General features: G+C 52.7%; 16 protein-coding genes and 7 pseudogenes. 13 read left to right on the top strand and 10 right to left on the bottom strand.

Going from position 1 to position 19,770, the window contains the following annotated elements:
- The first annotated feature begins 349 nt into the window (after positions 1-349).
- Genes BFV97_RS17725 through BFV97_RS17740 form a run of 4 tightly spaced genes read left to right on the top strand, consistent with a single transcriptional unit; the run spans position 350 to position 4,854 of the window.
- Positions 350-1,489, top strand: coding sequence for a hypothetical protein (locus BFV97_RS17725; protein ID WP_069301708.1), 1,140 nt, complete (start codon positions 350-352; stop codon positions 1,487-1,489).
- Between the two features lie 2 nt (positions 1,490-1,491).
- Entirely contained in the window at positions 1,492-2,871 is a 1,380-nt protein-coding gene (locus tag BFV97_RS17730; protein ID WP_069301709.1) for a class I SAM-dependent methyltransferase, read from the top strand.
- Positions 2,868-3,803, top strand: coding sequence for a hypothetical protein (locus BFV97_RS17735; protein ID WP_069301710.1), 936 nt, complete (start codon positions 2,868-2,870; stop codon positions 3,801-3,803). The genes BFV97_RS17730 and BFV97_RS17735 overlap by 4 nt, the downstream gene beginning before the upstream one ends.
- Positions 3,772-4,854 (top strand): glycosyltransferase family 10 domain-containing protein, encoded by a 1,083-nt coding sequence (locus tag BFV97_RS17740; protein ID WP_069301711.1) that lies wholly within the window; start codon positions 3,772-3,774, stop codon positions 4,852-4,854. Before BFV97_RS17735 ends, BFV97_RS17740 begins: the two co-directional genes overlap by 32 nt.
- A 291-nt stretch (positions 4,855-5,145) precedes the next feature.
- On the opposite strand, the pseudogene BFV97_RS18545 reads toward BFV97_RS17740, so the two are convergent.
- Positions 5,146-5,406, bottom strand: a pseudogene (locus tag BFV97_RS18545) (transposase); the annotation flags it as partial.
- Positions 5,407-5,809: 403 nt separating this feature from the next.
- Between BFV97_RS18545 and BFV97_RS18905 the strand changes: the two are divergent.
- A pseudogene (locus BFV97_RS18905) lies at positions 5,810-5,987 on the top strand (transposase); the annotation flags it as partial.
- 160 nt (positions 5,988-6,147) lie between these two features.
- On the opposite strand, the pseudogene BFV97_RS19075 reads toward BFV97_RS18905, so the two are convergent.
- Together BFV97_RS19075 and BFV97_RS17750 are read right to left on the bottom strand one after the other, a co-directional pair.
- Positions 6,148-6,258: pseudogene (locus BFV97_RS19075) on the bottom strand (IS6 family transposase); the annotation flags it as partial.
- 95 nt (positions 6,259-6,353) lie between these two features.
- Positions 6,354-7,046, bottom strand: coding sequence for a hypothetical protein (locus BFV97_RS17750; protein WP_157888368.1), 693 nt, complete (start codon positions 7,044-7,046; stop codon positions 6,354-6,356).
- Positions 7,047-7,279: 233 nt separating this feature from the next.
- Between BFV97_RS17750 and BFV97_RS17755 the strand changes: the two are divergent.
- The 4 genes and pseudogenes from BFV97_RS17755 (at position 7,280) to BFV97_RS17770 (ending at position 12,792) form a co-directional block, all read left to right on the top strand.
- Positions 7,280-8,295: pseudogene (locus tag BFV97_RS17755) on the top strand (IS110 family RNA-guided transposase).
- Positions 8,296-9,191: 896 nt separating this feature from the next.
- Positions 9,192-11,075: a glycosyltransferase gene (locus tag BFV97_RS17760; RefSeq protein ID WP_069301714.1), complete on the top strand. Its 1,884-nt coding sequence runs from the start codon at positions 9,192-9,194 to the stop codon at positions 11,073-11,075.
- On the top strand, positions 11,075-11,752 hold the full coding sequence (locus tag BFV97_RS17765) for a hypothetical protein (protein WP_069301715.1): 678 nt from the start codon (positions 11,075-11,077) through the stop codon (positions 11,750-11,752). The genes BFV97_RS17760 and BFV97_RS17765 overlap by 1 nt, the downstream gene beginning before the upstream one ends.
- 11 nt (positions 11,753-11,763) lie before the next feature.
- Positions 11,764-12,792, top strand: a complete 1,029-nt coding sequence (locus tag BFV97_RS17770) for an exostosin domain-containing protein (RefSeq protein WP_069301716.1) — start codon at positions 11,764-11,766, stop codon at positions 12,790-12,792.
- Positions 12,793-13,089: 297 nt separating this feature from the next.
- Here the strand turns inward: BFV97_RS17770 and BFV97_RS18555 are convergent.
- Positions 13,090-13,203 (bottom strand): annotated as a pseudogene (locus tag BFV97_RS18555) (transposase domain-containing protein); the annotation flags it as partial.
- 70 nt (positions 13,204-13,273) lie between these two features.
- Between BFV97_RS18555 and tnpA the strand changes: the two are divergent.
- Genes tnpA through BFV97_RS17790 form a run of 4 tightly spaced genes read left to right on the top strand, consistent with a single transcriptional unit; the run spans position 13,274 to position 15,944 of the window.
- On the top strand, positions 13,274-13,681 hold the full coding sequence (gene tnpA / locus BFV97_RS17775) for an IS66-like element accessory protein TnpA (protein ID WP_069301717.1): 408 nt from the start codon (positions 13,274-13,276) through the stop codon (positions 13,679-13,681).
- Positions 13,678-14,028 carry an IS66 family insertion sequence element accessory protein TnpB gene (gene tnpB / locus BFV97_RS17780; protein WP_009827130.1) on the top strand — a complete coding sequence of 117 codons (351 nt, stop codon included), beginning with the start codon at positions 13,678-13,680 and terminating at the stop codon, positions 14,026-14,028. Before tnpA ends, tnpB begins: the two co-directional genes overlap by 4 nt.
- A gap of 60 nt (positions 14,029-14,088) precedes the next feature.
- Entirely contained in the window at positions 14,089-15,720 is a 1,632-nt protein-coding gene (gene tnpC, locus BFV97_RS17785; RefSeq protein WP_069301718.1) for an IS66 family transposase, read from the top strand.
- Positions 15,721-15,722: 2 nt separating this feature from the next.
- Complete coding sequence (locus BFV97_RS17790) at positions 15,723-15,944, top strand: hypothetical protein (protein ID WP_069301719.1); 222 nt, start codon at positions 15,723-15,725, stop codon at positions 15,942-15,944.
- On the opposite strand, the gene BFV97_RS19255 is transcribed toward BFV97_RS17790, so the two are convergent.
- The 6 genes and pseudogenes from BFV97_RS19255 to BFV97_RS17810 form a co-directional block, all read right to left on the bottom strand.
- Complete coding sequence (locus BFV97_RS19255) at positions 15,848-16,513, bottom strand: IS630 family transposase (RefSeq protein ID WP_425412288.1); 666 nt, start codon at positions 16,511-16,513, stop codon at positions 15,848-15,850. The two genes, BFV97_RS17790 and BFV97_RS19255, sit on opposite strands and share 97 nt — an antisense overlap.
- Positions 16,459-16,845, bottom strand: a complete 387-nt coding sequence (locus BFV97_RS19080) for a transposase (protein WP_069301721.1) — start codon at positions 16,843-16,845, stop codon at positions 16,459-16,461. Before BFV97_RS19080 ends, BFV97_RS19255 begins: the two co-directional genes overlap by 55 nt.
- Before the next feature lie 38 nt (positions 16,846-16,883).
- A pseudogene (locus BFV97_RS19260) lies at positions 16,884-17,114 on the bottom strand (IS30 family transposase); the annotation flags it as partial.
- 119 nt (positions 17,115-17,233) lie between these two features.
- A pseudogene (locus BFV97_RS19085) lies at positions 17,234-17,356 on the bottom strand (integrase core domain-containing protein); the annotation flags it as partial.
- 47 nt (positions 17,357-17,403) lie between these two features.
- Positions 17,404-18,204, bottom strand: a complete 801-nt coding sequence (locus BFV97_RS17805; protein ID WP_069301722.1) for a sulfotransferase family protein — start codon at positions 18,202-18,204, stop codon at positions 17,404-17,406.
- A 166-nt stretch (positions 18,205-18,370) separates the two neighbouring features.
- A complete protein-coding gene (locus BFV97_RS17810) occupies positions 18,371-19,315 on the bottom strand; it encodes a GSCFA domain-containing protein (protein ID WP_069301723.1) in 945 nt (314 codons plus the stop codon).
- Positions 19,316-19,770: the final 455 nt, after the last annotated feature.

The following is a 19,770-nucleotide window of genomic DNA, read 5'->3' on the forward strand; positions in this document are numbered from 1 at the left end:
ACGCCGCGCAAATGCTTGGATTACCGGACACCGGCGGAAGTCTTTGAGACCAAGCTGATGGAAATCCAGAACCGTCTGGAATAAAACGAGATATTAGGAACTGCACTTCACCGTGAGCTCACAGGGCACATTCTACCCTCAGGTGCGACTCTTGTTGGAAATCAACAGGTTTTCGACTTCGCTCTGGATTTAGGGATACAGAAAACCTACTACTCACTGGAGTGTTACGGGAGCACCATGACGCGTCTGATCCTTGCCGCCCCCACATATTACAAAGGGTGCGCTTTACAGTGCGCGACATGCAGTACTTACCCGACATGTTACAGGTGACGCAAAAGGGAGTTCGGACGTGAGCTTGAAATCGAATTTTACATCAGCACAAACAGTGTCTGTGGTGGATTACACCGGAAGTACACGGGCGGATGTGGGGCAGGTTCTGAACGGGCTGGTGCAAACCCCGGACTTACCCGCTGCGGTTTCCAAAGAGATCCACAAGATGACCACGGGCGCGGCGCTTGCAGACCTGTGCGCGCGGGCTTCTGTTGTGGTCTTCTGGCGTGCGGCCGAATTTGCTGTGTCAGATGCCCTGTCCGCCGGAATCCCGCTGGATCAGGCGATAGAGGGTTGGAAAACTGCCCAACAGGATCTTTTGGGGATCTGCCGCAAGCACAGACAGTCTGTGGTGCTGATGGACTTTGACCGGTTCACAACCGCGCCTGCGGATTTTGCCGCAGAACTGGCGGCGCAGACAGGCCTCGGCTTCAAGGGCACAAACGAACCGGCGGAATTTCATGTTGATCCGCTTTACCGCGCCATTGCTGCGCTGCAAACCCTGCGCTCTTTGCCGGTAACACGCATGGTGGGAGAGCTTGAGGCCAGTTCCGTCCGGCCCGCGGATCATGTTGCGCCTGATGATGATAACAACCGCCGCGCCGAACTGGCCTTAACGCACTATCAGAAAATGCTGGATCAGGAGAAGACTGCGGGGCGGGAACAGGCGCTGCAACAGGACCAGATCGTCGCCGTGCAGGAAGAACTGGAAACCAGTCATCGCCGGATGAAAGAGCTGGAAGCTGAGGCGAAGGCGGAAAAAGATGAATTCGAATTGGTAAATCTGGCTAAATCTGAGCAATCTTCCCTCAACGAACTACTAACGGTTCAGATTCGAAACCTGCAGAAGGAATTGGCAGATAGCCATGTAGCTAGTCTTGAGCATGCAAAAACCCATCGAGATTATGAAGCACAGCTCAAAGAAGCACATGACAAAAACCTCACCCAGCAGGCCGAACTTGAAGAGTCCCACGGCCATTATGAAAGACGCCTTTCGGACCAGCAGAACGAACTGGCAGAGCGGGATCGGCATATCGGTGTTCTGGAACAGGAGCTGGCCGAGAGCCGTGATATGGTGACGCAACTGCTTGGCTCTACCTCGTGGAGAGTGACGGGCCCGATCCGTAAGGTAAAAGATAGCCTGAAGGGCCGGGGCTGATTATGAGCAACACCGGTTTGACCCTTCCTGCGGGCCCGATAGGCCTGATCGCCCATGTAGGTGCGGGGCTCTGTGAGGCTCTCGACGATTATCTCTCCCAGAACCCTGCCGACCTGCTTTTGATCGAACCCAACCCCGAATATGCGGAAGATTTGCGCCGCCGTACGGCCGCCCTTGAAGCGGCCTCTACAAAAGCCGAAGTTCTCGAACAGGCGGTCACGGCAGAGGCAGGGCGGGCACCATTCCACTTGCTGAACTTTGCGGACCTGAGCTGCCTGAAAGACCCCGAAGGGCTGCGCACCTTGATGCCCGGGATCAGGGTTGTGGCCAAACCCATGGTGGATATCGCCCCCCTGTCACAGATCCTGAAGGGGCGCGCGATAGAGAAGGAGCGGTTCAATGCTCTGGTGATCGAGGCGCTTGGTGAGGAGATTACAGTCCTTGAAGATCTGCGGGCCAGCGGGCTGCTTCAGACCTTTGACCAGATCGCGGTGCGGGTTGGTGCAGCAGCCCTTCTTGAAGGGGCAGGTAATGTAAAAACCGTGCAGGCGTTTTTGAGCGAGCAGGGTTTCAGGCTGGATGCCACTGACAGCGCAAGCGATCCCGACTGGCCGCTATGCCGGTTCTCTCTGGACCGTTTGTCGTTGGAAAACAAGTCATTGAAGGATGACATTTCGAAGCGGAAAGCTGAAGCGGCAAAATTGCAGGAGGCGTTGTCCGCCGCGCAAGCCAGGGCGGAGGCTCTGGAACAGGAGAAAGCTGCGCTGTCTCCCGGCCTTACCGAACTGAAAGGTGAGGCGGCTAAACTGCGGGAGGATCTGTCTGCCGCGCAAGCCAGGGCGGAGGCTCTGGAACAGGAGAAAGCTGCGCTGTCTTCCGGCCTTACCGAACTGAAAGGTGAGGCGGCTAAACTGCGGGAGGATCTGTCTGCCGCGCAAGCCAGGGCGGAGGCTCTGGAACAGGAGAAGGAGCAGCTTGAACCTCTGCGTCTGGCCAGTGACGAAGCACTCGCAAAGGCCCGTGATGGAGAAACATCGGCGCTGGCCGATCTGCGGATGGCGGTGAAAATGCAGTCTTTGGTGCGCGCCGACCTTGAGGATCTGCAGCAGCGCTATCGCACTCTCAAGGGGGAAAAAACCGCGCTGGAGGATTTGCTGGGGCAGTTGACCCGCAAGCTGGAAACCGCCGCTACGCACCTGCGCGATATGTCGGACAGCGGGTTTGATCAACTTTCCGGTTCGCCCGAATCTGAAGATATCGCGCCAGCCAAGACGCCGGTGCGTAAGAAAGCTGCCGGAAAGAAAACGGTTGCGAAAAAATCCTCTCCGTCCTCCCGTTCCCATACAACCACCGCCAACAAGAAGAAGCGTGGAACGTCATGAAGGGGTCCAAGGCTCTCTTACGCTCGATCGAAGAGGCGCTGGAGGTTCTGGAGGATCACGCCCCCCCCTCGTCCCCCCGTCAGGATCTGGTGCCTCTGCCCTTGTCCAGCCTGCTGGAACAATGCCGGCAGATGGGAGAGCAGATCGCGGCCCGCCCGCCTGAACCGATCCGCACCCTTCATCATTTTGCCTGCACCGGCGGCACGCTGGTCAGTAAATGTCTGGCGGCCATGCCGAATACAGAGGTGCTCAGCGAGGTGGACCCGCTCAGCGCGTTGACACATCTGCATTTTGCCCCCACGGATCTGCTTCTTCACATACGCCATTCCAACCGGGGGGTGCCGGACGGGGTGTTGGTGGATATGTTTCTGGCCGCTTTGAAGGTGATGTACGATCACAGCCTGACCACTGGAACCCGTCTTGTGCTGCGGGATCACACCCATTCCCATTTTTGTTATGGTCCGAATATTCCGGAGCGTCCGACCCTGCGTGAAATGGTGGAGCGGAACCATCCGGTGCTTTCGGTCGTAACCCTGCGCCATCCTCTTGATTCTTACCTCAGTCTGGAGCGCAACAACTGGCGTCACTACATCCCGCCGACTTTTGACGAATATTGCCGGCGTTATCTGGCGTTTCTGGACCGTTATGACGGCGTAGCAACTTTCAAATACGAAGACCTGACCACAGCCACGGATGAGACCCTCATGGCGATCTGTGACGCGCTACAATTGACTTTTGTGGCCGAATTCCGGGATTATCTTTCCCTTGTGCATCTGACCGGAGACAGCGGGCGGTCCGGCTTGGACATCTCCCCCAAACCGCGCCGGCCGGTGCCTGAAGATGTGGAGGCCGAATGCCGCTCAAGCGGGTATTACCAAACTCTCTGTGCCCGTCTGGATTATGAGCCGGACACCCAGCAACTGCAGGAATAAGACCATCCCTTCCAAAATAAAACTTTGCCCGCTGGGAAAATACGCCCACCGTCAACCGCTGGCCTATGCCCCTTTGCGCGGGGCCTGTGATCCGGCGTTGCAACTGGTAGAGCGCCCCGAAGACAGCGACATTCTGCTGGTCGCCCATAGCAAAGACCTTGAAAGCTGCGCGGAGATACTGGCGTCCCACCCCAAGAAGCGGATTGTGCTGCTGTCAGAAGAGCCATTCTGGGATACAATCTGGGGGGCAGACCCGTTTACGCGGGACCAGATCTATGATCAGGGCGGTTTCCGTTTTCCTTTTCGGGTGCTCAACCATAGCACCAGCGACATATTTAACTTTGAATATGTGCCCTATTTTCTGATGACGGAGCATAAGTTTGCAGCCCGTTATGCCTATCGCTTCCAACGCAATGCCCGTAAATCTGCCGCAGACTGGCAGGCCGCTTTTGCAGCCCCTGCCCTGCAAGCAGCTTTTATCGCGGAAAAGCGGATGAATGAAAAATTCGCGGTGTCTTTCCCTGAACATGATACCTACGGGTTGTGCCGGTTTCGCAGCCGCTTGACCGAAATGTACCAGACCGGCGCGGTGTTGCGGGCAGGACTGGGATGGCGCAAAGGGGCGCGGCGTCAGGCATTGGCAGACTGGCATCTGGACAAGTTACAGGAACTGGACGGAGGCTGCCGCTTTGTCTCGGCTCTGGAGAACACCCATCAGCCGGCCTATCTGACCGAGAAATTCTTTGATGCTTTTGCGGTGGGGGGCGTGCCGCTGTATTATGCCTCTGATGCTCATAGAGTGCACGGCTGTACCCCCGCTGAAAGTTGGGTGAACCTGTTCGGCCAAACCCCTGAAGAAGCAGTAGAAACCATCAACGGCTTTGCTTTTGATGCAACCTTTTATAACGCATATACGGAAACACAGGCGCGTCTGGCAGAAACCTTCGGATCCCCCCGCGCGTTGCTGGCAGATCGGGAGAGGCTCTGTGCCGCCCTGATTGCCGAGATGCAGAGCCTGTGTGACAGCCCTCCTAGGAATAGAGTACCTTAACATGTCAGATCCCTGCCCCCGCCTGCCCCGTTTCAAAAACCGCCATCAGGGGGAAACCTGTGTGCTGGTGTGTAACGGGCCTTCTCTGAACAAAATGGATCTGGAGCCGTTAAAGCACCAGACGGTGATCGGGCTGAGCAAGATCCATTTGGGCGTAGAAAAATTCGGCTGTTATCCCCAATATCTGGTGGCGGTGAATGAAAAAGTGATCGGACAGTCCACAGCGGAAATTGGCGCAATGAACTGTGTGAAATTCATCAGCAACAAGGGGCACAGCATCTGGGAACAGATGCGCTGCGCTGACATCATCAATTTGAAGGCCATGGCGAGGCCTGTTTTGCGACTGAGGCAGCCTTTGGTTTTTCCAGTCCGGTGCCGGACGGTGGCGAAGGTGCTCTCGATAGGGTTGGTGGTCCGGATGTGCTTCCAGTGTTCGGCTGGGAAGCCATAGAATGCCAGCAGCACCTCTCGATCTTTGAACAGCTTGGCGGCGGACTTTTCGTATTTCACGCCGTAGGTTTCGACAAAGAAATCGAAGGCTGCGCCCGCCTCGGCGTAAACCTCCGGCGACGGCTGTCTGATCTCAGGCTCGATCCGATGGTAAGTCCGACCTTATGTCCGACTTTATCAATCGTCCTCTGAAGTGGCCCCACTAATTCGGACAGGTTTGCGGCTCCGCTAAAGATGTAATCTGGTTAAGTTTATGCCGCCTTTTGGTTTCGTTCTGTGTCAAAGAATGCGTTGTCTGGGGTTCGCTTGCTCCACCGACGCCAACCGACATGAAAATCTCGAGCTTTTCGTCGTCATGCCAGAAGCGCCGCCGCTCCACTCCAAGAATTTCGCCACGCATCGCAAACCCCGCATAAGAGACGTCGCTAAAGACGCCATTAAACACGTGTCTTAGATCAAAAACCAATCTTCAGGCAGGCGGTGCCAATGGAGCGGTTACTCAGAGATGTCGAAACGCAAACAACATGCGCCTGAATTTAAGGCGAAGGTCGCGCTGGAAGCCCTGAAGGGCGAGGAGACCGCCGCCGAGCTGGCGAGCCTGTTGGGGGGTGCATCCGACGATGATCCATCAATGGAAACGTGCGCTCCTTGAGGGCGCCTCCGGCGTGTTTGAACGCGGTGGCAGAAAGAATCCCGAGATCAAGGATCTCAGTTCACGTCCTTCGCCTGGACCGACCGGCTCCGCGCCCACCGCGCTTGCCCAATCCGGAACCACTAACTATCAAAACCAAATGCTCTGAAACCCGATTTTTCTGCCGTTTGTTGTTAGAGTTTTTCGCTCGTATTTTCCTTTGACTTGAAATAGCTGCACAATTTGTCTGTGATCACGACACGAGGTTTACCAAACCAGGCGATCGGCTTTGCGAGGAAACGCCTTGCAGCCTTAGCGTTCCGCTCCTTTGGCTTGCCACCCGTGGTGATCTAACGTGGTACGAGACCAAGTCACGCGGCAAGATCGTGGCTCTGAGCGCGTCTTGTTGGCTAAGTACTCAGGTGCTTTTCGGGCTTAGTGTGTCATATTCGAGGCTTCGAGGCAGATCGTTTGCACGATCGAAACAGGACTGCACTACAACATTCAATGCGCCCAACTCTTTTAGTGTTTGAGCAACGTTATGTTCAATACTAGGGAAGGAATAGTGGCAGATGTTATCCATTACTGGAAATAATTTAGCATGTCTCTGGTCTGGACCTTTGCCACCAGTGAATATGAAGTAGTTTGTCGTCTTGTTCATAAACTCCCTGACGCTTTCAAATCGGAAATTTTCTATGTTTGAGGTGTATTCTCTCCATCTCTTTTCCCAGGGAACGATGGATGGATTGACGCTATACTGGGGGACAAACGCGATGCAAACATCCGTTTCTATGTAAAAGGTTGATATTATTGCGTTGAATCCGCCCATGCTGTTGCCAATGGAATAAATTTTTCGGGTCTCAATCAGAGGTTCTATAGCATCTTTGATAGTGTCAAAATCTAACTGATTGCCCCAAGATCTCGTTTTGTCGGTTATGAATATAATGTTGTCAAAAGAGCGTCCTGTCCCAAAAAACTCTGGTTTTTGAACATTCAGTCCACCCATAGCATGGCCGATTCCAGTGAAAGATAGAAGGATAGAATTGCATTTATGACCGCTTTGAGGCTGACGTGACGTAATCTTCAAGAAATCATCTTCAAAAATTGACATATATTAAATGCTACTGTGTTAAATGGTTAATTGAAACGTTCCATCCTGCGAGAGATAGACCGTCATTCCGATCACGGCCATTGGCTTCCTAGCCTGTTCCGCCTAACCATTCTACACTAAAATTCTGTTTTGCAAATGCCGTCTGGTGCCGGTGACCTAATGGGATGAACTGTCTTCCCGCCAAATCGCAGCTATTGTTGCGGGCATAGGTGGAGAGAGAGAGGAGCATTCTGATGGGTATTGAAGTATTGGGCATTGATCTGGGCAAGGCCGTTTGTAGCCTTGCGGGATTGGACGCAACAGGCGCGGTCGTGTACCGCAAGCGCCTTCAACGGCACCGGTTGCTGGACTTTCTGGAAGGTTTGGACCCCTGCATTGTTGCGATGGAGGCTTGCGGCGGCGCGCATCACATTGGTCGTTTTTGCCTTCAACACGGACATGAGCCTCGGCTGATGTCGCCGCTTTATGTCCGGCCTTACGTCAAGGTTCACAAAAATGATGACCGTGATGCGGAGGCGATCGCCGAGGCCGCGACGCGCCCGACAATGTCATTCGTCGCGATCAAATCGGAAGAGCAGCTTGATCTTCAGGCTCTGCACCGAGCCCGCGAGCGGCTGGTGACCGAAAGGACACGCCTTATCAATCAAGGCCGGGGCTTTCTTATGGAGCGCGGCATTCGGGTCGGAGCAGGTCGCCACGTCTTCCAAAAAGAGCTGGTCAGATGGTTGCGACAGGTACCGCTGATCTTTCGCACCGTATCCTGTCGATGTTGTCAGACATGATGGCGGAGCTGGCCACGATCAACGACCGGGTCGAAGCGATCGACACTGAGATCAAGGCTCTGGCCAAGGCAGATGCCGACATGCAGCGCTTGATGGAAATCCCTGGCGTCGACCCAACGATTGCCAGCGCTGTTGGAACCGGCAGCAGCTTTGCCAAAGGGCGCGATCTTGCCGCATGGCTTGGTCTCGTGCCACGTCAGATCACCACAGGTGGAAAAGCCAAGCTGATCGGCATCTCAAAGCACGGCAACCGATACCTCCGCAAATTGTTCATCCATGGGGCGCGGACCGTATTGCATCTCGTGCGAGATCGAACATCGCCCTTAACGCAATGGGCAGATGGGCTGAATGAGCGGGCCCACGTGAATGTCGCTGCCGTTGCCATGGCCAACAAGTTGGCGCGGATCGCCTGGGCCGTATTGACGAAAGGCGAGCGATATCGTCCCGCGGCGCTTGTGGGCGCATAGACACGCAACCGCGCAACACATAGGAATCTGCGAGCGAGGAGGAGATGGACCAACGACCAATAGGCGTCTTGTCAGTCTGACGGGGAGCATGGCCCCCAGAGTGCCGATGAGCTAACGAGACACAGGACGCGCGACTTCCCATCTTGGTCAGGGGCAAATCGAATGGCCCCATCGAAAGACCGACTACATAGAAGCAGGGTCAAGGGGACATCAACAAAACGCTTGCAGGAGAAGGCAGTTCATACAGCTCCCCTGAAAAGTCCGGTGTTTTGAGTTAGCCTGTTCTCCAACCGAGGATACACAAATGACGAAGAGACGCAGTTTTTCAGACAGGGTCAAAGCTACGGGGGCGCTTGAGGCGCTTAGCAGAGACAGGACGGCGCAAGAAATTGCAGCCAACACACGTCACTACATGGAAACGTCAAGCGATTGTTGGCCTAACTGGCGTACTTTCCGATTAGGTCAGGAAAGCCGAAGTCAAAGAGCTTCATGCAAAGGTCGGCAAACTGGCGGTCGAAAACGACTTTTTGTCACAAGGGCCAAATTGGCTGCCCGGCAACGCATGTTTCCATGCGTGAGAGAGGATGAGCCTAAGTAAACGCAAAGCGATGATCAAACGGGACCATACCGACTTGAGCCTGACGAAGCAGTGCAAGCTGCAGAAGGCCAATCGGCCGTCGCTGTATCACGTGCCTGTTGGCGTGAGTTTTAAGGCCGAGCCCCACTAAAAATTGGGGAATTAGTTTTAAGTTAAGCATTGCACAAACTTGCATTTGGTAAAATTATCGATGGTCACGATAGTAGCCTATAGCCTTCTGTTTTGAGGGATTGTAGAAGACACACGATTCCGCCTCATCGACATGTTTCCTGTTACCCAAGATTGAGTAGAGCTTTAAATGACAAATCCCTTCTTTTCTATAATTACGGTTTCTTATAATGACTCTTGGGCTCTTACTAAAACAGCGCGATCAGTATTTAGTCAGAGCTTCCAAGACTTCGAGTACATCATTATTGACGGTGCTTCCGGAGATCAGACCCCAAGCGTCATGGCCTTTTGGGAAAAGGTGGGGCTCTTGGATTTTGGCGTTTCTGAAAAAGACGGTGGCGTATATAACGCGATGAATAAGGGGCTGAAGCAGGCAAGGGGATCCTATGTGTGCTTTCTAAATGCTAGTGACGTTTTCTCGAATGATCTAGTCTTAGACAATGTACACAAAATTTTACAAAACGATGATCCTAATAAGACGTTAGACGGAATTTTAGGTTGGGGGGAACTTAATGGTCAAATCTGGGCGTCATGGATTGAGAGCGAAGCTTTTAAAATGGCCAGCCTCGGTTTTTGCCATCAGTCTCTTTATGTGAAAAGGGAACTGCTGTTATCTCATCAGTTTGATGAACGAAAATTTAAAACCGATAGTGATACGCTGCAATTAGGACGCTTGTATGCAAGTGGAGCTGACATAGCAATTTATCCTCAAGTTCTGGCCGTTCGAGGAGGGGAGCCTGGCATATCTGCCGACCTAGAGCGTACCAAAATCTCTATTCTAGACACATTGGCACAAGAATACCCAAGTATGTCTGAAGAAACTGCAGATCAGATACTTAGTTTTAGACGCAAATGCCTAAATCCAGATGCCATTCTTCAACTGCTTAAGAAGGAAGGTACACGTCTGCGAAAGCATATTGCCTATATGGTTCTGGACACACTCTTCCAAAAGGCCTCCGTGAAGTTGGAAAAGACAGTTGTATCCAATTTGCAGGCAGCGGCTCTTGAGGCTCTGAATGTTGAAGAGGGTTCTGAAACAAAGAAAAATATTGAGAAGTTAATTACTACTCAGAACCTAAGGTCCGACTATCTTAAAGAAAAAAAAGCAGCAAAAGTAAAACTTACCGAAGAAATAAACCTTTTTCAAAAGCAAGAAGAAGCGCGCATCAGGAAAATTCAAACGAATAGGCATGAAGACTTCCAAGCTACAACTGCAAATGTTGTAGTCTCGTTGACTTCCTTTCCCGCCCGATTGCCGACAGTGCATTTAGCCATTCAGTCTCTTCTGGAGCAAACGATTGTGCCGAAAGAAATCCATCTTTGGTTGGGTCAGGATGAAATCCCAAACGAAAATTGGTTGCCAAGCAAACTACGTGCCTTAAAAGAACGTGGGCTACAGATACATTTTACAACAAAGACTTTCCATCAATACGACAAATTTATGCACAATAGCGACCTAAATAAGGACGTTCCTTTCATTATTGTCGATGATGATGTGATTTATCCGCCAACATCTATCCAACATCTCGTTCAGGGACATCAAAAGTATCCTGCTGCGGTCATTGCAAACCGTTGTCATCAGATGGGATTAGAGGCTGACGGTAACCTTAAGAAATATAGCGAGTGGCAACGAGAAGTTTCGCAGCCACACCCAAGTCTTCAGTTGTTACCAACAGGGGCGGGCGGAGTACTTTATCCTCCTGGTTTTTTAAGTGATGGTCTAGCCACGGATTTGAAGGTCGCACTAGCCAATGCTCCTTACGCAGATGACATATGGTTAAAGGCTTGCGCATTAGCTCGGAAAATCCCAACTTTTGCGACAACGCTTAGCCATAAATCGGATTGGTACCATAGATATACACCGACTATGCGATTGGGAACTTTGATGGATACTAATGTTGATCTTGGTTTAAACGACCTTCAAATAGCACAATGCGCTGATTGGCTAACTGATACGCGACCTGATTGGCGTGCTGAGCTTCTAGAAGACAATTTTTCGGAAGGTACACTGTGATGTATTTCAGCAAGCAGTCTTCTTACAAAGATTTTCTAGCTAATAGTGGTAGTAAGGAAAATATTACCGAGCCGTTAGTCACTTGCCTAAAAACAAAGGGAGTTTTTTGCCTCGAAATCAAAAATGATGGTGTGTTATTTAGGGTTGAGAAAGACAATTCGTCCTCACCCACATTGAGTTTTGAAGGTCAATGGCGAGGCAATCCCATTTCGTGTCCAGAAATCAGCACGGCGGCTGGAAAGTTGCTTTTGCCCCTGATGTTGACGACTTCTAGAATAAGACTTCCCTATCAGTTTATTTACTACACGGGCGCAGAATATCATTCTGCGGCGACAACGTTAATGAGAAATATTTTCATTACCTTGTGTCAGAATGCGCCTATAAAAATTGCGACTACACCTTTAAATAGAAGCCAGAAACAGTATGCGTCCGACTTCCAGCGGCGCTATCTCTGGATATTGAAATCAACGTTAAAAGATCCCATCTGGGAGAGCCAGTATGCGCTCGAACATTTAACAGCCAATACCTTTCTGGAGGTGTCGCATTTCTCCAATCCTTTGCTTCGTAGTGGGTTACGTCATTTGCGAGAAATTAATTGTAAAGAAAGTGCCATAGATCAGCTCGGCAAGCGATTAGAAGCTACGCGAACAAACCTACTTAAACAAATTGAAAATTGATAGGCTTAAGCATGAACTATGAAGGTGCCACGCTACTTTTGAGAGACAGGGAAGAGAAGGAAAAGGGAGGCATTATTTCCAACCGAACCTTACTTGCTATGCCACACTATTGGCAGGTCCCCGCTGCGACTGAAAAAATGGCGTTTGAATCGATGGCACAGCTTTCGGGAGCCTATAATTTTGACTATTTAGGTTTCCCTTGGGCTACACTAATTGACGGGTTGAAGAATTCTGCATCAGCAACGTGGGAATTGCTTCCCGCTTTAAGAAGACTCAGCGAGATGCGAAAGACAAGGTCCAACCGTTGTGCAACCGTTGCTCAGCACATCCATGCAGCAGAATTCATAGATTATTATAAAGCTTGCGGAGTAACTGATGTATTCTGGTCCCACGCGCGGTGGTCCCAGAAGGTCATTAAAGGGGTGCGGATTCATCCGTTCCCTCTATTCCCTGCCCAAACCCCGATAGAAAATCCTACTGGAGATATTTTTCGAAAACGGAAGTATCTGACTAACTTTATAGGTGCCTATAACCCAAAAGTTTACCTAACAAATGTGCGAGAACGCATTTTTGAGGATGAAGGTCGTTCGAAGGATATCTTGATTATCAAACGCGAAGCTTGGCACTTCAATCGTGCTGTTTATGAAGAGCAAATGAAGGGAGTCAATCCAGATGAAGCCCGATTGCAGCAAGAAAAGAAGTTTAAAGAAGAATACCTAAATGTGATGAAAGACTCCACATTCACCTTATGTCCGAGCGGATCAGGGCCGAATTCTATAAGAATTTTCGAATCCTTAGCCTTAGGTTCTATCCCAATTATATTAACAAAGGGTTTAGCTCTTCCTGGAGACCTGAATCTTTGGAAAAGCTGTTGCGTAATTGAAGAAGATAGTGCCGAAGGGTACCACAGGGCTATAGAAACGGTTCGGAAAATGGGCGCGGAAGAGATCCAAGTAAAGTTGAACCTTATAAAGACTTTATACGATCAAGTTAAGCCAACTGCATATGGAAATCTGGTTGTTTCAGAGATGGGTAAATAGCCCTTAGCTGTAGTGGTTCAGATGTGATCTGACAGTTGGCCGTTTTTCCGGCGGCGTCTGTCAGGTCAAGTTCAGTTGGTAATTCCCCGGTAATCCCCCCATTTTTAATGGGGAGGGATTCCGGCGGTCACTGCAACACCTGCCCTAACTTACACGCTGGTGTGAGAAACCCTAAGGTTTTTCGTGGCCGATTGTTGAGATGGTTGGCGACCTCATCCAACGTAAGCGTCCGGTGAACCGTTAGCGGCGGCTGGAGGGCACTTGGATTGTTAGCGGCGGCTGGAGGGCACTTGGATTTCAGTTTGACGGCTTGAAGTTCCAGGGGAGAAGGTCGTCGATGCGGTTTTTCGGATGGCCCGCTGCGATGGCTTCGAGTGTCGATTTCAGATAGGCGAATGGTTCCACGCCGTTGATCTTACAGGGTAAACCTCCGGCGACGGCCGTCTGATCTCGGGCTCGATCTGATGGTAAGTCCGACCTTATGTCCGACTTTATCAATCGTCCTCAAATCGAAGTACTTTCCGCAGCCGATGGTGAACGCCGCCGGCATTGGTCGGATGATGACAAACTGCGCATTGTGGAAGAAAGCTTCATTGGCCACCGCCAAGCGACAGCCACGGCGCGGCGGCATGGCATTTGCCGGTCGCTGCTGACCACTTGGCGGCGGCAGTTTCGTAACGGAGAGCTTGGGTCTTCTCGTCCGGTATCTTTCGCGCCGGTGACTGTGTCGAAGGAAACGCCCGTGTCACGAGCTAATCCAGTCAACTCCTGTTCACCTTCGGACTGTCGGGTTGAGATTGCCCTTCCGAATGGGCGTCGGCTCATCGTGCCGGCGGACGTCGAGACCGAAGCCCTTGCCCGGATTTTGGCAGTGGTGGACCAGCAATGATCGCGTTTCCGGCGGGTGTGAAGGTGTGGATTGCAGGCGGCGTCACCGATATGCGGCGAGGCATGAACACGTTGGCGCTGCAGGTGCAGGAAGGGATCGGCCGCGATCCCCACGCGGGCGAGATATTCTGCTTCCGGGGCCGGAAAGGCGATTTGGTCAAGATCCTTTGGCATGATGGCGTTGGCATGTCGCTCTATCTGAAGCGCCTGGAAGCGGGCAAGTTCATCTGGCCAGTGAGCCGGTCCGGCGAAGCTGTGCAGATCTCGTCAGCGCAGTTGGGCTATCTTCTGGAGGGCATCGACTGGCGCAACCCGCGCTGGACACAACGCCCTGCAAAGGCTGGATAATTTACGTCATCCGGCCTGTTTTTATTGGTGTTCCGCGGCCCCGGCTGGTAAATATTGGTCATGTCTGATGCCGCCTCCGAACTCGCCAAATTGCGCGCCGCCCTGGCCGCCGCAGAGGCCCGTGCGCAGGTTGCGGAAAGCGAGCTGGCACAGACCCGTGCGGTCGTTTCCTGCTCGGAAGCGATGATCCAAGAATTAAAGCTGGAGATCGCCAAGCTGCGTCGCGACAAATACGGCATCTCGTCAGAACGACGCGCCCGGCTGATCGATCAACTGGAATTGCAGCTTGAGGAACTGGAAGCGGCGGCTACCGAGGATGGCCTGGCCGCAGAACAGGCGACTGAAAAGGCCAGCACCGTGCGCGCCTTCACGCGCCGCCACCCGGTACGCAAACCGTTCCCCGATCACTTGCCCCGCGAGCGGGTTGTCGTCGAAGCACCTGCCGCTTGCACCTGCTGTGGCTCGGACCGGATCGTAAAGATGGGTGAAGATGTCACCGAGACGCTGGAGGTGATCCCGCGTCAGTGGAAGGTGATCCAGACTGTGCGTGAGAAGTTCACTTGCCGGGCCTGCGAGAAGATCAGCCAGCCTCCGGCCCCGTTCCATGCGATCCCGCGCGGATGGGCCGGACCCAGCCTGATCGCCATGCTCGTCTTCGAAAAATACGGACAGCACCAGCCCCTGAACCGGCAGGCAGAGCGCTTTGCCCGTGAAGGCGTTGATCTGAGCCTCTCCACCCTGGCAGACCTGGTCGGGCACGCGACTGTCGCCTTGCAGCCGATCCATGCCCTGATCGAAGGCCATGTGCGTGCCGCTCACCGCCTGCATGGCGATGACACGACCGTGCCGCTTCTGGCACGGGGTGGCGCGAAAAAAGCTCGTCTGTGGACCTATGTCCGTGATGACCGCCCTTGGAATGGCGGCGCGCCGCCGGCGGCGTTCTTCCGCTTCTCCCGAGATCGCGCGGCAACCAATCCCAATCAGCACCTGGCCGGATGGCAAGGCGTACTGCAAGCCGACGCCTACGGTGGATACAACGATCTCTATCGCGCGGATCGAGATGCAGGGTCGGTGACCAGTGCGCTGTGCTGGTCGCATGCGCGCCGGAAGTTCTTCGAACTCGCGGATATCGCGGGCAACGTCCGCAAAGGCAAACCCGCCCATCAGATCTCGCCGGTCGCGCTGGAGGCGGTGAAACGGATCGACGCCATCTTCGACATCGAGCGCGACATCAATGGGCTGGATGCCGATGGCCGGCTTGCCGCCCGTCAGGAACTCTCCCGTCCCCTGGCCGATAATCTCCATGACTGGCTGCAGGAAGAGCGCGCGAAACTGTCCAGGCACAACAAGGTGGCCAAGGCGATCAACTACATGTTCGAGAAAGAGCACCGTTGGCAGGCCTTCACGGCATTCCTCGATGACGGGCGTATCTGTCTGACAAATAATGCGGCCGAACGCGCCTTACGTGGCGTAGCTTTGGGCAGAAAGTCATGGCTCTTTGCAGGTTCCGAGCGCGGCGGTGAACGGGCTGCCGCCATGTATACCCTTATCGTCACCGCCAAAATGAACGACATCGATCCGCAGGCCTGGCTCGCCGATGTTCTCGCCCGGCTGCCCGACTTGCCCGTCTCGCGCGTGCATGAGCTTCTGCCTTGGAACTGGAAAGCTCTATCCCTTCCACAAGCAGCGTAACCATGCAGCTGAACAAGGTGTATTCCGTCAAGACAATCGACCGCGTCGCTGTCGAACTGGGCGAAACCGTTGATCGGATCTTTGATCTCGCCATCGGTATGGAAACCGAAGATGGTATAATCTGGGTCTACGGTCCCGGCGACGACGGTGTAATCGCATTCACTCCATTCGGGATCGAAAACCTGCAAGTGCTCATCGAAATGGACCGTGATCGCGAGCGATGACCTCCCTGTGGCCTACGCCGGATGCTTACCATGTCTGTAAATGTCCGCGCGCCAATCCGGCGGAGGTGTGCTTTGAGCTTCGAAAAGGCCATCTCAATCGGATTCAGGTCAGGACTGTAAGGCGGCAAGAACAGGAACCAGCATCCGGCGTCGCGCATGACCTTGGCCGCTGCTGCGTTCTTGTGGGTGGCCAGGTTGTCCAGGATGACCACGGTGCCGGGCGCGAGCTCTGGCACCAGCACCTTCTCGACATAGGCGGCGAAGGCGGCGCCATCCATCGCACCTTTGATAACCCAGGGCGCAATCATGGACCCCGCGCTGAGACCCGCAATGAAGGTCTGCGTGCCCCATGCGCCGAACGGGGCGTCCATGACCAGCCGCTGCCCGCGCGGCGCCCACCCGCGCGGCCGGGTCAGGTTGGTTTTGACTGAGGTTTCGTCAATGAAGACAACATGTTCAGGTCGGGCCGACACCGCGGGCACGCGATGTTTGAACCAATCTTCGCGCTGCTTCCTTACCTTGGCCCGAAGGCGTTCGGCAGCGACCAGCGACTTTTTTTGTATGTGAATCCAAGCTTGCGCAGAAACCGCCCGATCGCATCGGGATGCGCGCGGACAACGGTTGCGTCGAACAAAGCCGAGGCCAGTTCGGGCATGGTAATGTCGCCGTCTTGGCTGACAACTTCGGCGAAGAAGGCGCGGTGAGGGTCCAGTTTTCCCTTGCCCTTCGGCCGACCTTGCGGAGCTGCTCGTGCCCTGCCGGTGCGCCGGATCGCAAGTCCCCATCGCGCGCCCGTTGCAGGCGAAAGCTGCAACCGCAACGCCGCCGCGCGACCGCTAAACCCTTCCTCAATCAATCTCTGAAACCGCGCCCGCAGCGCTTCTGGCAATGATGCTGACATGATCCATCCTCCCAAACAGGATGAATCACAAAATCAGCCCCACGGGAATCCCAGCGATTCAGGTTTTCGGCAGGACGCTTTAAACTCAATGCTTCAGTGCGCCTAAATCGGTGACGCGGTCTAATGCCGCCATGATACTGGAGATACGAGAAAACGGTAGCAGGTGGCTTGTCGATAACGCGTGCAATATTCGCCATTGGCGTTCCGCGTTCCCACTCGCGCCAAATCACTGATTTCTTTTGTTCGTCCATCGGCCGCGGCTTAGTCATCAACACAGTCCTTAAATGCAAAGGTTCATACTGTGTTGCAGTGACCGCCTGAATCCATCACCACTAATTTTAGGGGGGATTACCCAAACACAACCCGATCAGCAGGAGCAGAGAGTAGCTCAGTATCCGATCGCGCTGTGGGGTCTGTCCTCGTTGTAGTGCCTACGCCAATCCTCCAACTTTTCCCGTGCATCGCGCAAGGTGCCAAACAGCGTTTCGTTGAGGCATTCGTCTCGAAGCTTGCAGCAGCATGCTGCTGTTGCGCGGAAAATCCACTTATCCCTGCTGTTCAGTTTTCCCGAACCACCTCTCCGGACAGATCCCAACTGGGAACGGAGAAGTTGGTGTTCTTCTCGAGTAGCTCGAGATCAGCAGCCACTTGCGCTTGGATGTCCTCAATATCTGTACGCGAGAACGAAATGGTTTTGACTTCCTCTGCCCTCAGTCTGTTGTAATTCTTATGTTCCGCCTTGACATCACATGGCGGCAACCCAAGGAAAGAGAATATTTTATTACACTCTTCGTTTTGATTTTCTACAAACGTTTCGAAGGTTGCAAGATGAAACCTATCCTGATCAAAAAAAGCAAAGTACCTCTCGAGCTGTTTCCAGTATAGGCTCGTTTCAACCGCCATGTTTCCTCGCTCTTGCATAAATTGCGAAAAGGGAGCTGAGCTTTTGGCATGACGTCGCCAATGAAAATAGGTTGAAATGATCCGCTCAACCGGATTACGCATTATGAAGATGAAACGCAGGTCAGGCGATAAGGCCGCCATATTCTGCGGAATGCGACGCTTCGTGGCGCTGTCTGCATAGGTATAATTTGGACAAGACTCTCCAAAATAGCGCTCGCCATTGTAACCAACGAGCATGTTCTTAAGTGCATAGTCCTCACGATTTACCGCCTGAGCATAGCCTTTTCTGGCTGCATAGCCCGCCAAAAGATCTTCTGGATAGAAGAAATGAGCTTCTTTTACCGGAGAACTCATGAAGACATCAGGGTGTGATGCAAGAACAGAGTGCAGCGTGGTCGTACCGGATTTCTGTGAACCAAGAACAACCAGATTGGGAATCTTAACTTTGTAACTCATCTATTATTTCCTAATTAGTGGTCGACAGGCTCTATCCCGAGGGCAAAGCCAGCCCGGTGTTGGGATAGATCAGGGAAAACCCGACTACTGGCGGTCCTAAGTTGGGTCACAGCGAGTTATGGCAGACCCGACATTACGATAAAGGCTTTTGCAAGGGAGAGGCAACTCAAGAATAGTGTTCTAACATGTGACCGACAATACGTTTAACAACTCCGTCTTTTACGTGAATGTTATCTGAGTGGAGTGCTTGTCTACCAGCTGTTGTTACTATTTCGTAGCTTGGAAAATAGTCAACGCCGTCGAACTTGCTGGAGATTATGTCAGAAACAACACGCAGGACGGATTTCGAGTATGTGTTGGCAATCACACAATCGTCATCTGTAAATGTCCCTGCTAAGGGTACAGGAGAAACTGTCAGCAGAATATTTGGCGTGCGCTCCCGGCGCATTTCAACGATCATTTTTTCGACAAGCTCAGCGCATTCTGTTACATTTAGGCGCCTAAACTGGAACCGGTCGGGTTCCCGATTGGCCTGCCGTGGGTCAGGTGCTTGGTTAAGGAAAAGATTATTTTTTAAGTCGAACCATGTTTCCACAAGGCCCAATGTGATAATCACGGTATCCGCTTTGTTCAGTCCATTCTTGTACAGATCAACGATCTCTTGCCGCCGTTTAATGGCTCTATCCATACCAACAGGGAATTTTCCAGTAGAGAGTAGCGCATCTACTACTTTGCCATCAGAAGCAGGGAAGAAACCGGCGGAGGAAACTCCGTCCCTTACAGCACTTACCGCCTGCCACATCGTGCCAGGATTGTATTGATTCAGAACTCGGTTTGATCTCCCCCCGGGCGCCTCTTCCTCGGGAACAGAATAGTCATTAGCAGGGACATAGATACCTTTTTCGACTAGCGCCTCCTCGACGTTCCGGGCGAAACAGGATCCGATAGTAAAGACAGTGCTTTTAGGTTCGATAAGAAAGCTAGGCCTAACTGTTGGCATGATAAGATTACCCATCATACGTTCATCTAAAGCGTCAGGGTATTTGCGACTCTGGTTGTTCTTAGCTGCCGCATATGCGCTTTTTGCATCCAAGCGGTACGTCAAGTTCATTTACAATTTTCCTCATAGAGATAGTGAGAGGGCCGCCCTAGTTCAGTCTTATAGTACCAAGAAATAAGTTACCTAATGCGGCTGTCACTCTTCGATTTCTGCTTTCCCCGAGCGTGACGATAAGGGCCCGGCGCTGCTGATTGAGCAGACAACATATTTCCGAGCTTTACGCAAGAAAACTTGCTAGGTAATCGAGCGAGCTATTCGGATGTCCCCACTGATGTTGTGGATCAAAGTCGGCGGAGCCAAGACGATGCCGCCGCTACTGTGGCCGAGTATTGCTCCGCCGATTACAGATTGCGCCGAACAGCCCAGAAATAATCAGAATAAAGGTAACCGCCTCATTGGTACCGCCTTCTTGGTGATCAGATAGGATGTTAAGTTCTGTCGTTATTGTCGTCGTTATGGACGTTGTTTAATGCGGAGCGAGATATGCGTCATGAAGTTATTGTCGG

Origin of the sequence: Neptunicoccus sediminis, assembly GCF_001719615.1 — a bacterium.
Lineage (GTDB): Bacteria > Pseudomonadota > Alphaproteobacteria > Rhodobacterales > Rhodobacteraceae > Amylibacter > Amylibacter sediminis.

What these genes read in the sequence shown, in the direction of transcription:
- tnpC (WP_069301718.1), top strand. Translation starts at nt 14,089, where the DNA reads ATGTCTGATGCCGCCTCCGAACTCGCCAAATTGCGCGCCGCCCTGGCC.
- BFV97_RS17790 (WP_069301719.1), top strand. Translation starts at nt 15,723, where the DNA reads ATGCAGCTGAACAAGGTGTATTCCGTCAAGACAATCGACCGCGTCGCT.
- BFV97_RS17805 (WP_069301722.1), bottom strand. Translation starts at nt 18,204, where the DNA reads ATGAGTTACAAAGTTAAGATTCCCAATCTGGTTGTTCTTGGTTCACAG.
- BFV97_RS17735 (WP_069301710.1), top strand. Translation starts at nt 2,868, where the DNA reads ATGAAGGGGTCCAAGGCTCTCTTACGCTCGATCGAAGAGGCGCTGGAG.
- BFV97_RS17730 (WP_069301709.1), top strand. Translation starts at nt 1,492, where the DNA reads ATGAGCAACACCGGTTTGACCCTTCCTGCGGGCCCGATAGGCCTGATC.
- BFV97_RS17765 (WP_069301715.1), top strand. Translation starts at nt 11,075, where the DNA reads ATGTATTTCAGCAAGCAGTCTTCTTACAAAGATTTTCTAGCTAATAGT.
- tnpB (WP_009827130.1), top strand. Translation starts at nt 13,678, where the DNA reads ATGATCGCGTTTCCGGCGGGTGTGAAGGTGTGGATTGCAGGCGGCGTC.
- BFV97_RS17770 (WP_069301716.1), top strand. Translation starts at nt 11,764, where the DNA reads ATGAACTATGAAGGTGCCACGCTACTTTTGAGAGACAGGGAAGAGAAG.
- tnpA (WP_069301717.1), top strand. Translation starts at nt 13,274, where the DNA reads ATGTCCGACTTTATCAATCGTCCTCAAATCGAAGTACTTTCCGCAGCC.
- BFV97_RS17740 (WP_069301711.1), top strand. Translation starts at nt 3,772, where the DNA reads ATGAGCCGGACACCCAGCAACTGCAGGAATAAGACCATCCCTTCCAAA.
- BFV97_RS17810 (WP_069301723.1), bottom strand. Translation starts at nt 19,315, where the DNA reads ATGAACTTGACGTACCGCTTGGATGCAAAAAGCGCATATGCGGCAGCT.
- BFV97_RS17750 (WP_157888368.1), bottom strand. Translation starts at nt 7,046, where the DNA reads ATGTCAATTTTTGAAGATGATTTCTTGAAGATTACGTCACGTCAGCCT.
- BFV97_RS19080 (WP_069301721.1), bottom strand. Translation starts at nt 16,845, where the DNA reads ATGTCAGCATCATTGCCAGAAGCGCTGCGGGCGCGGTTTCAGAGATTG.
- BFV97_RS17760 (WP_069301714.1), top strand. Translation starts at nt 9,192, where the DNA reads ATGACAAATCCCTTCTTTTCTATAATTACGGTTTCTTATAATGACTCT.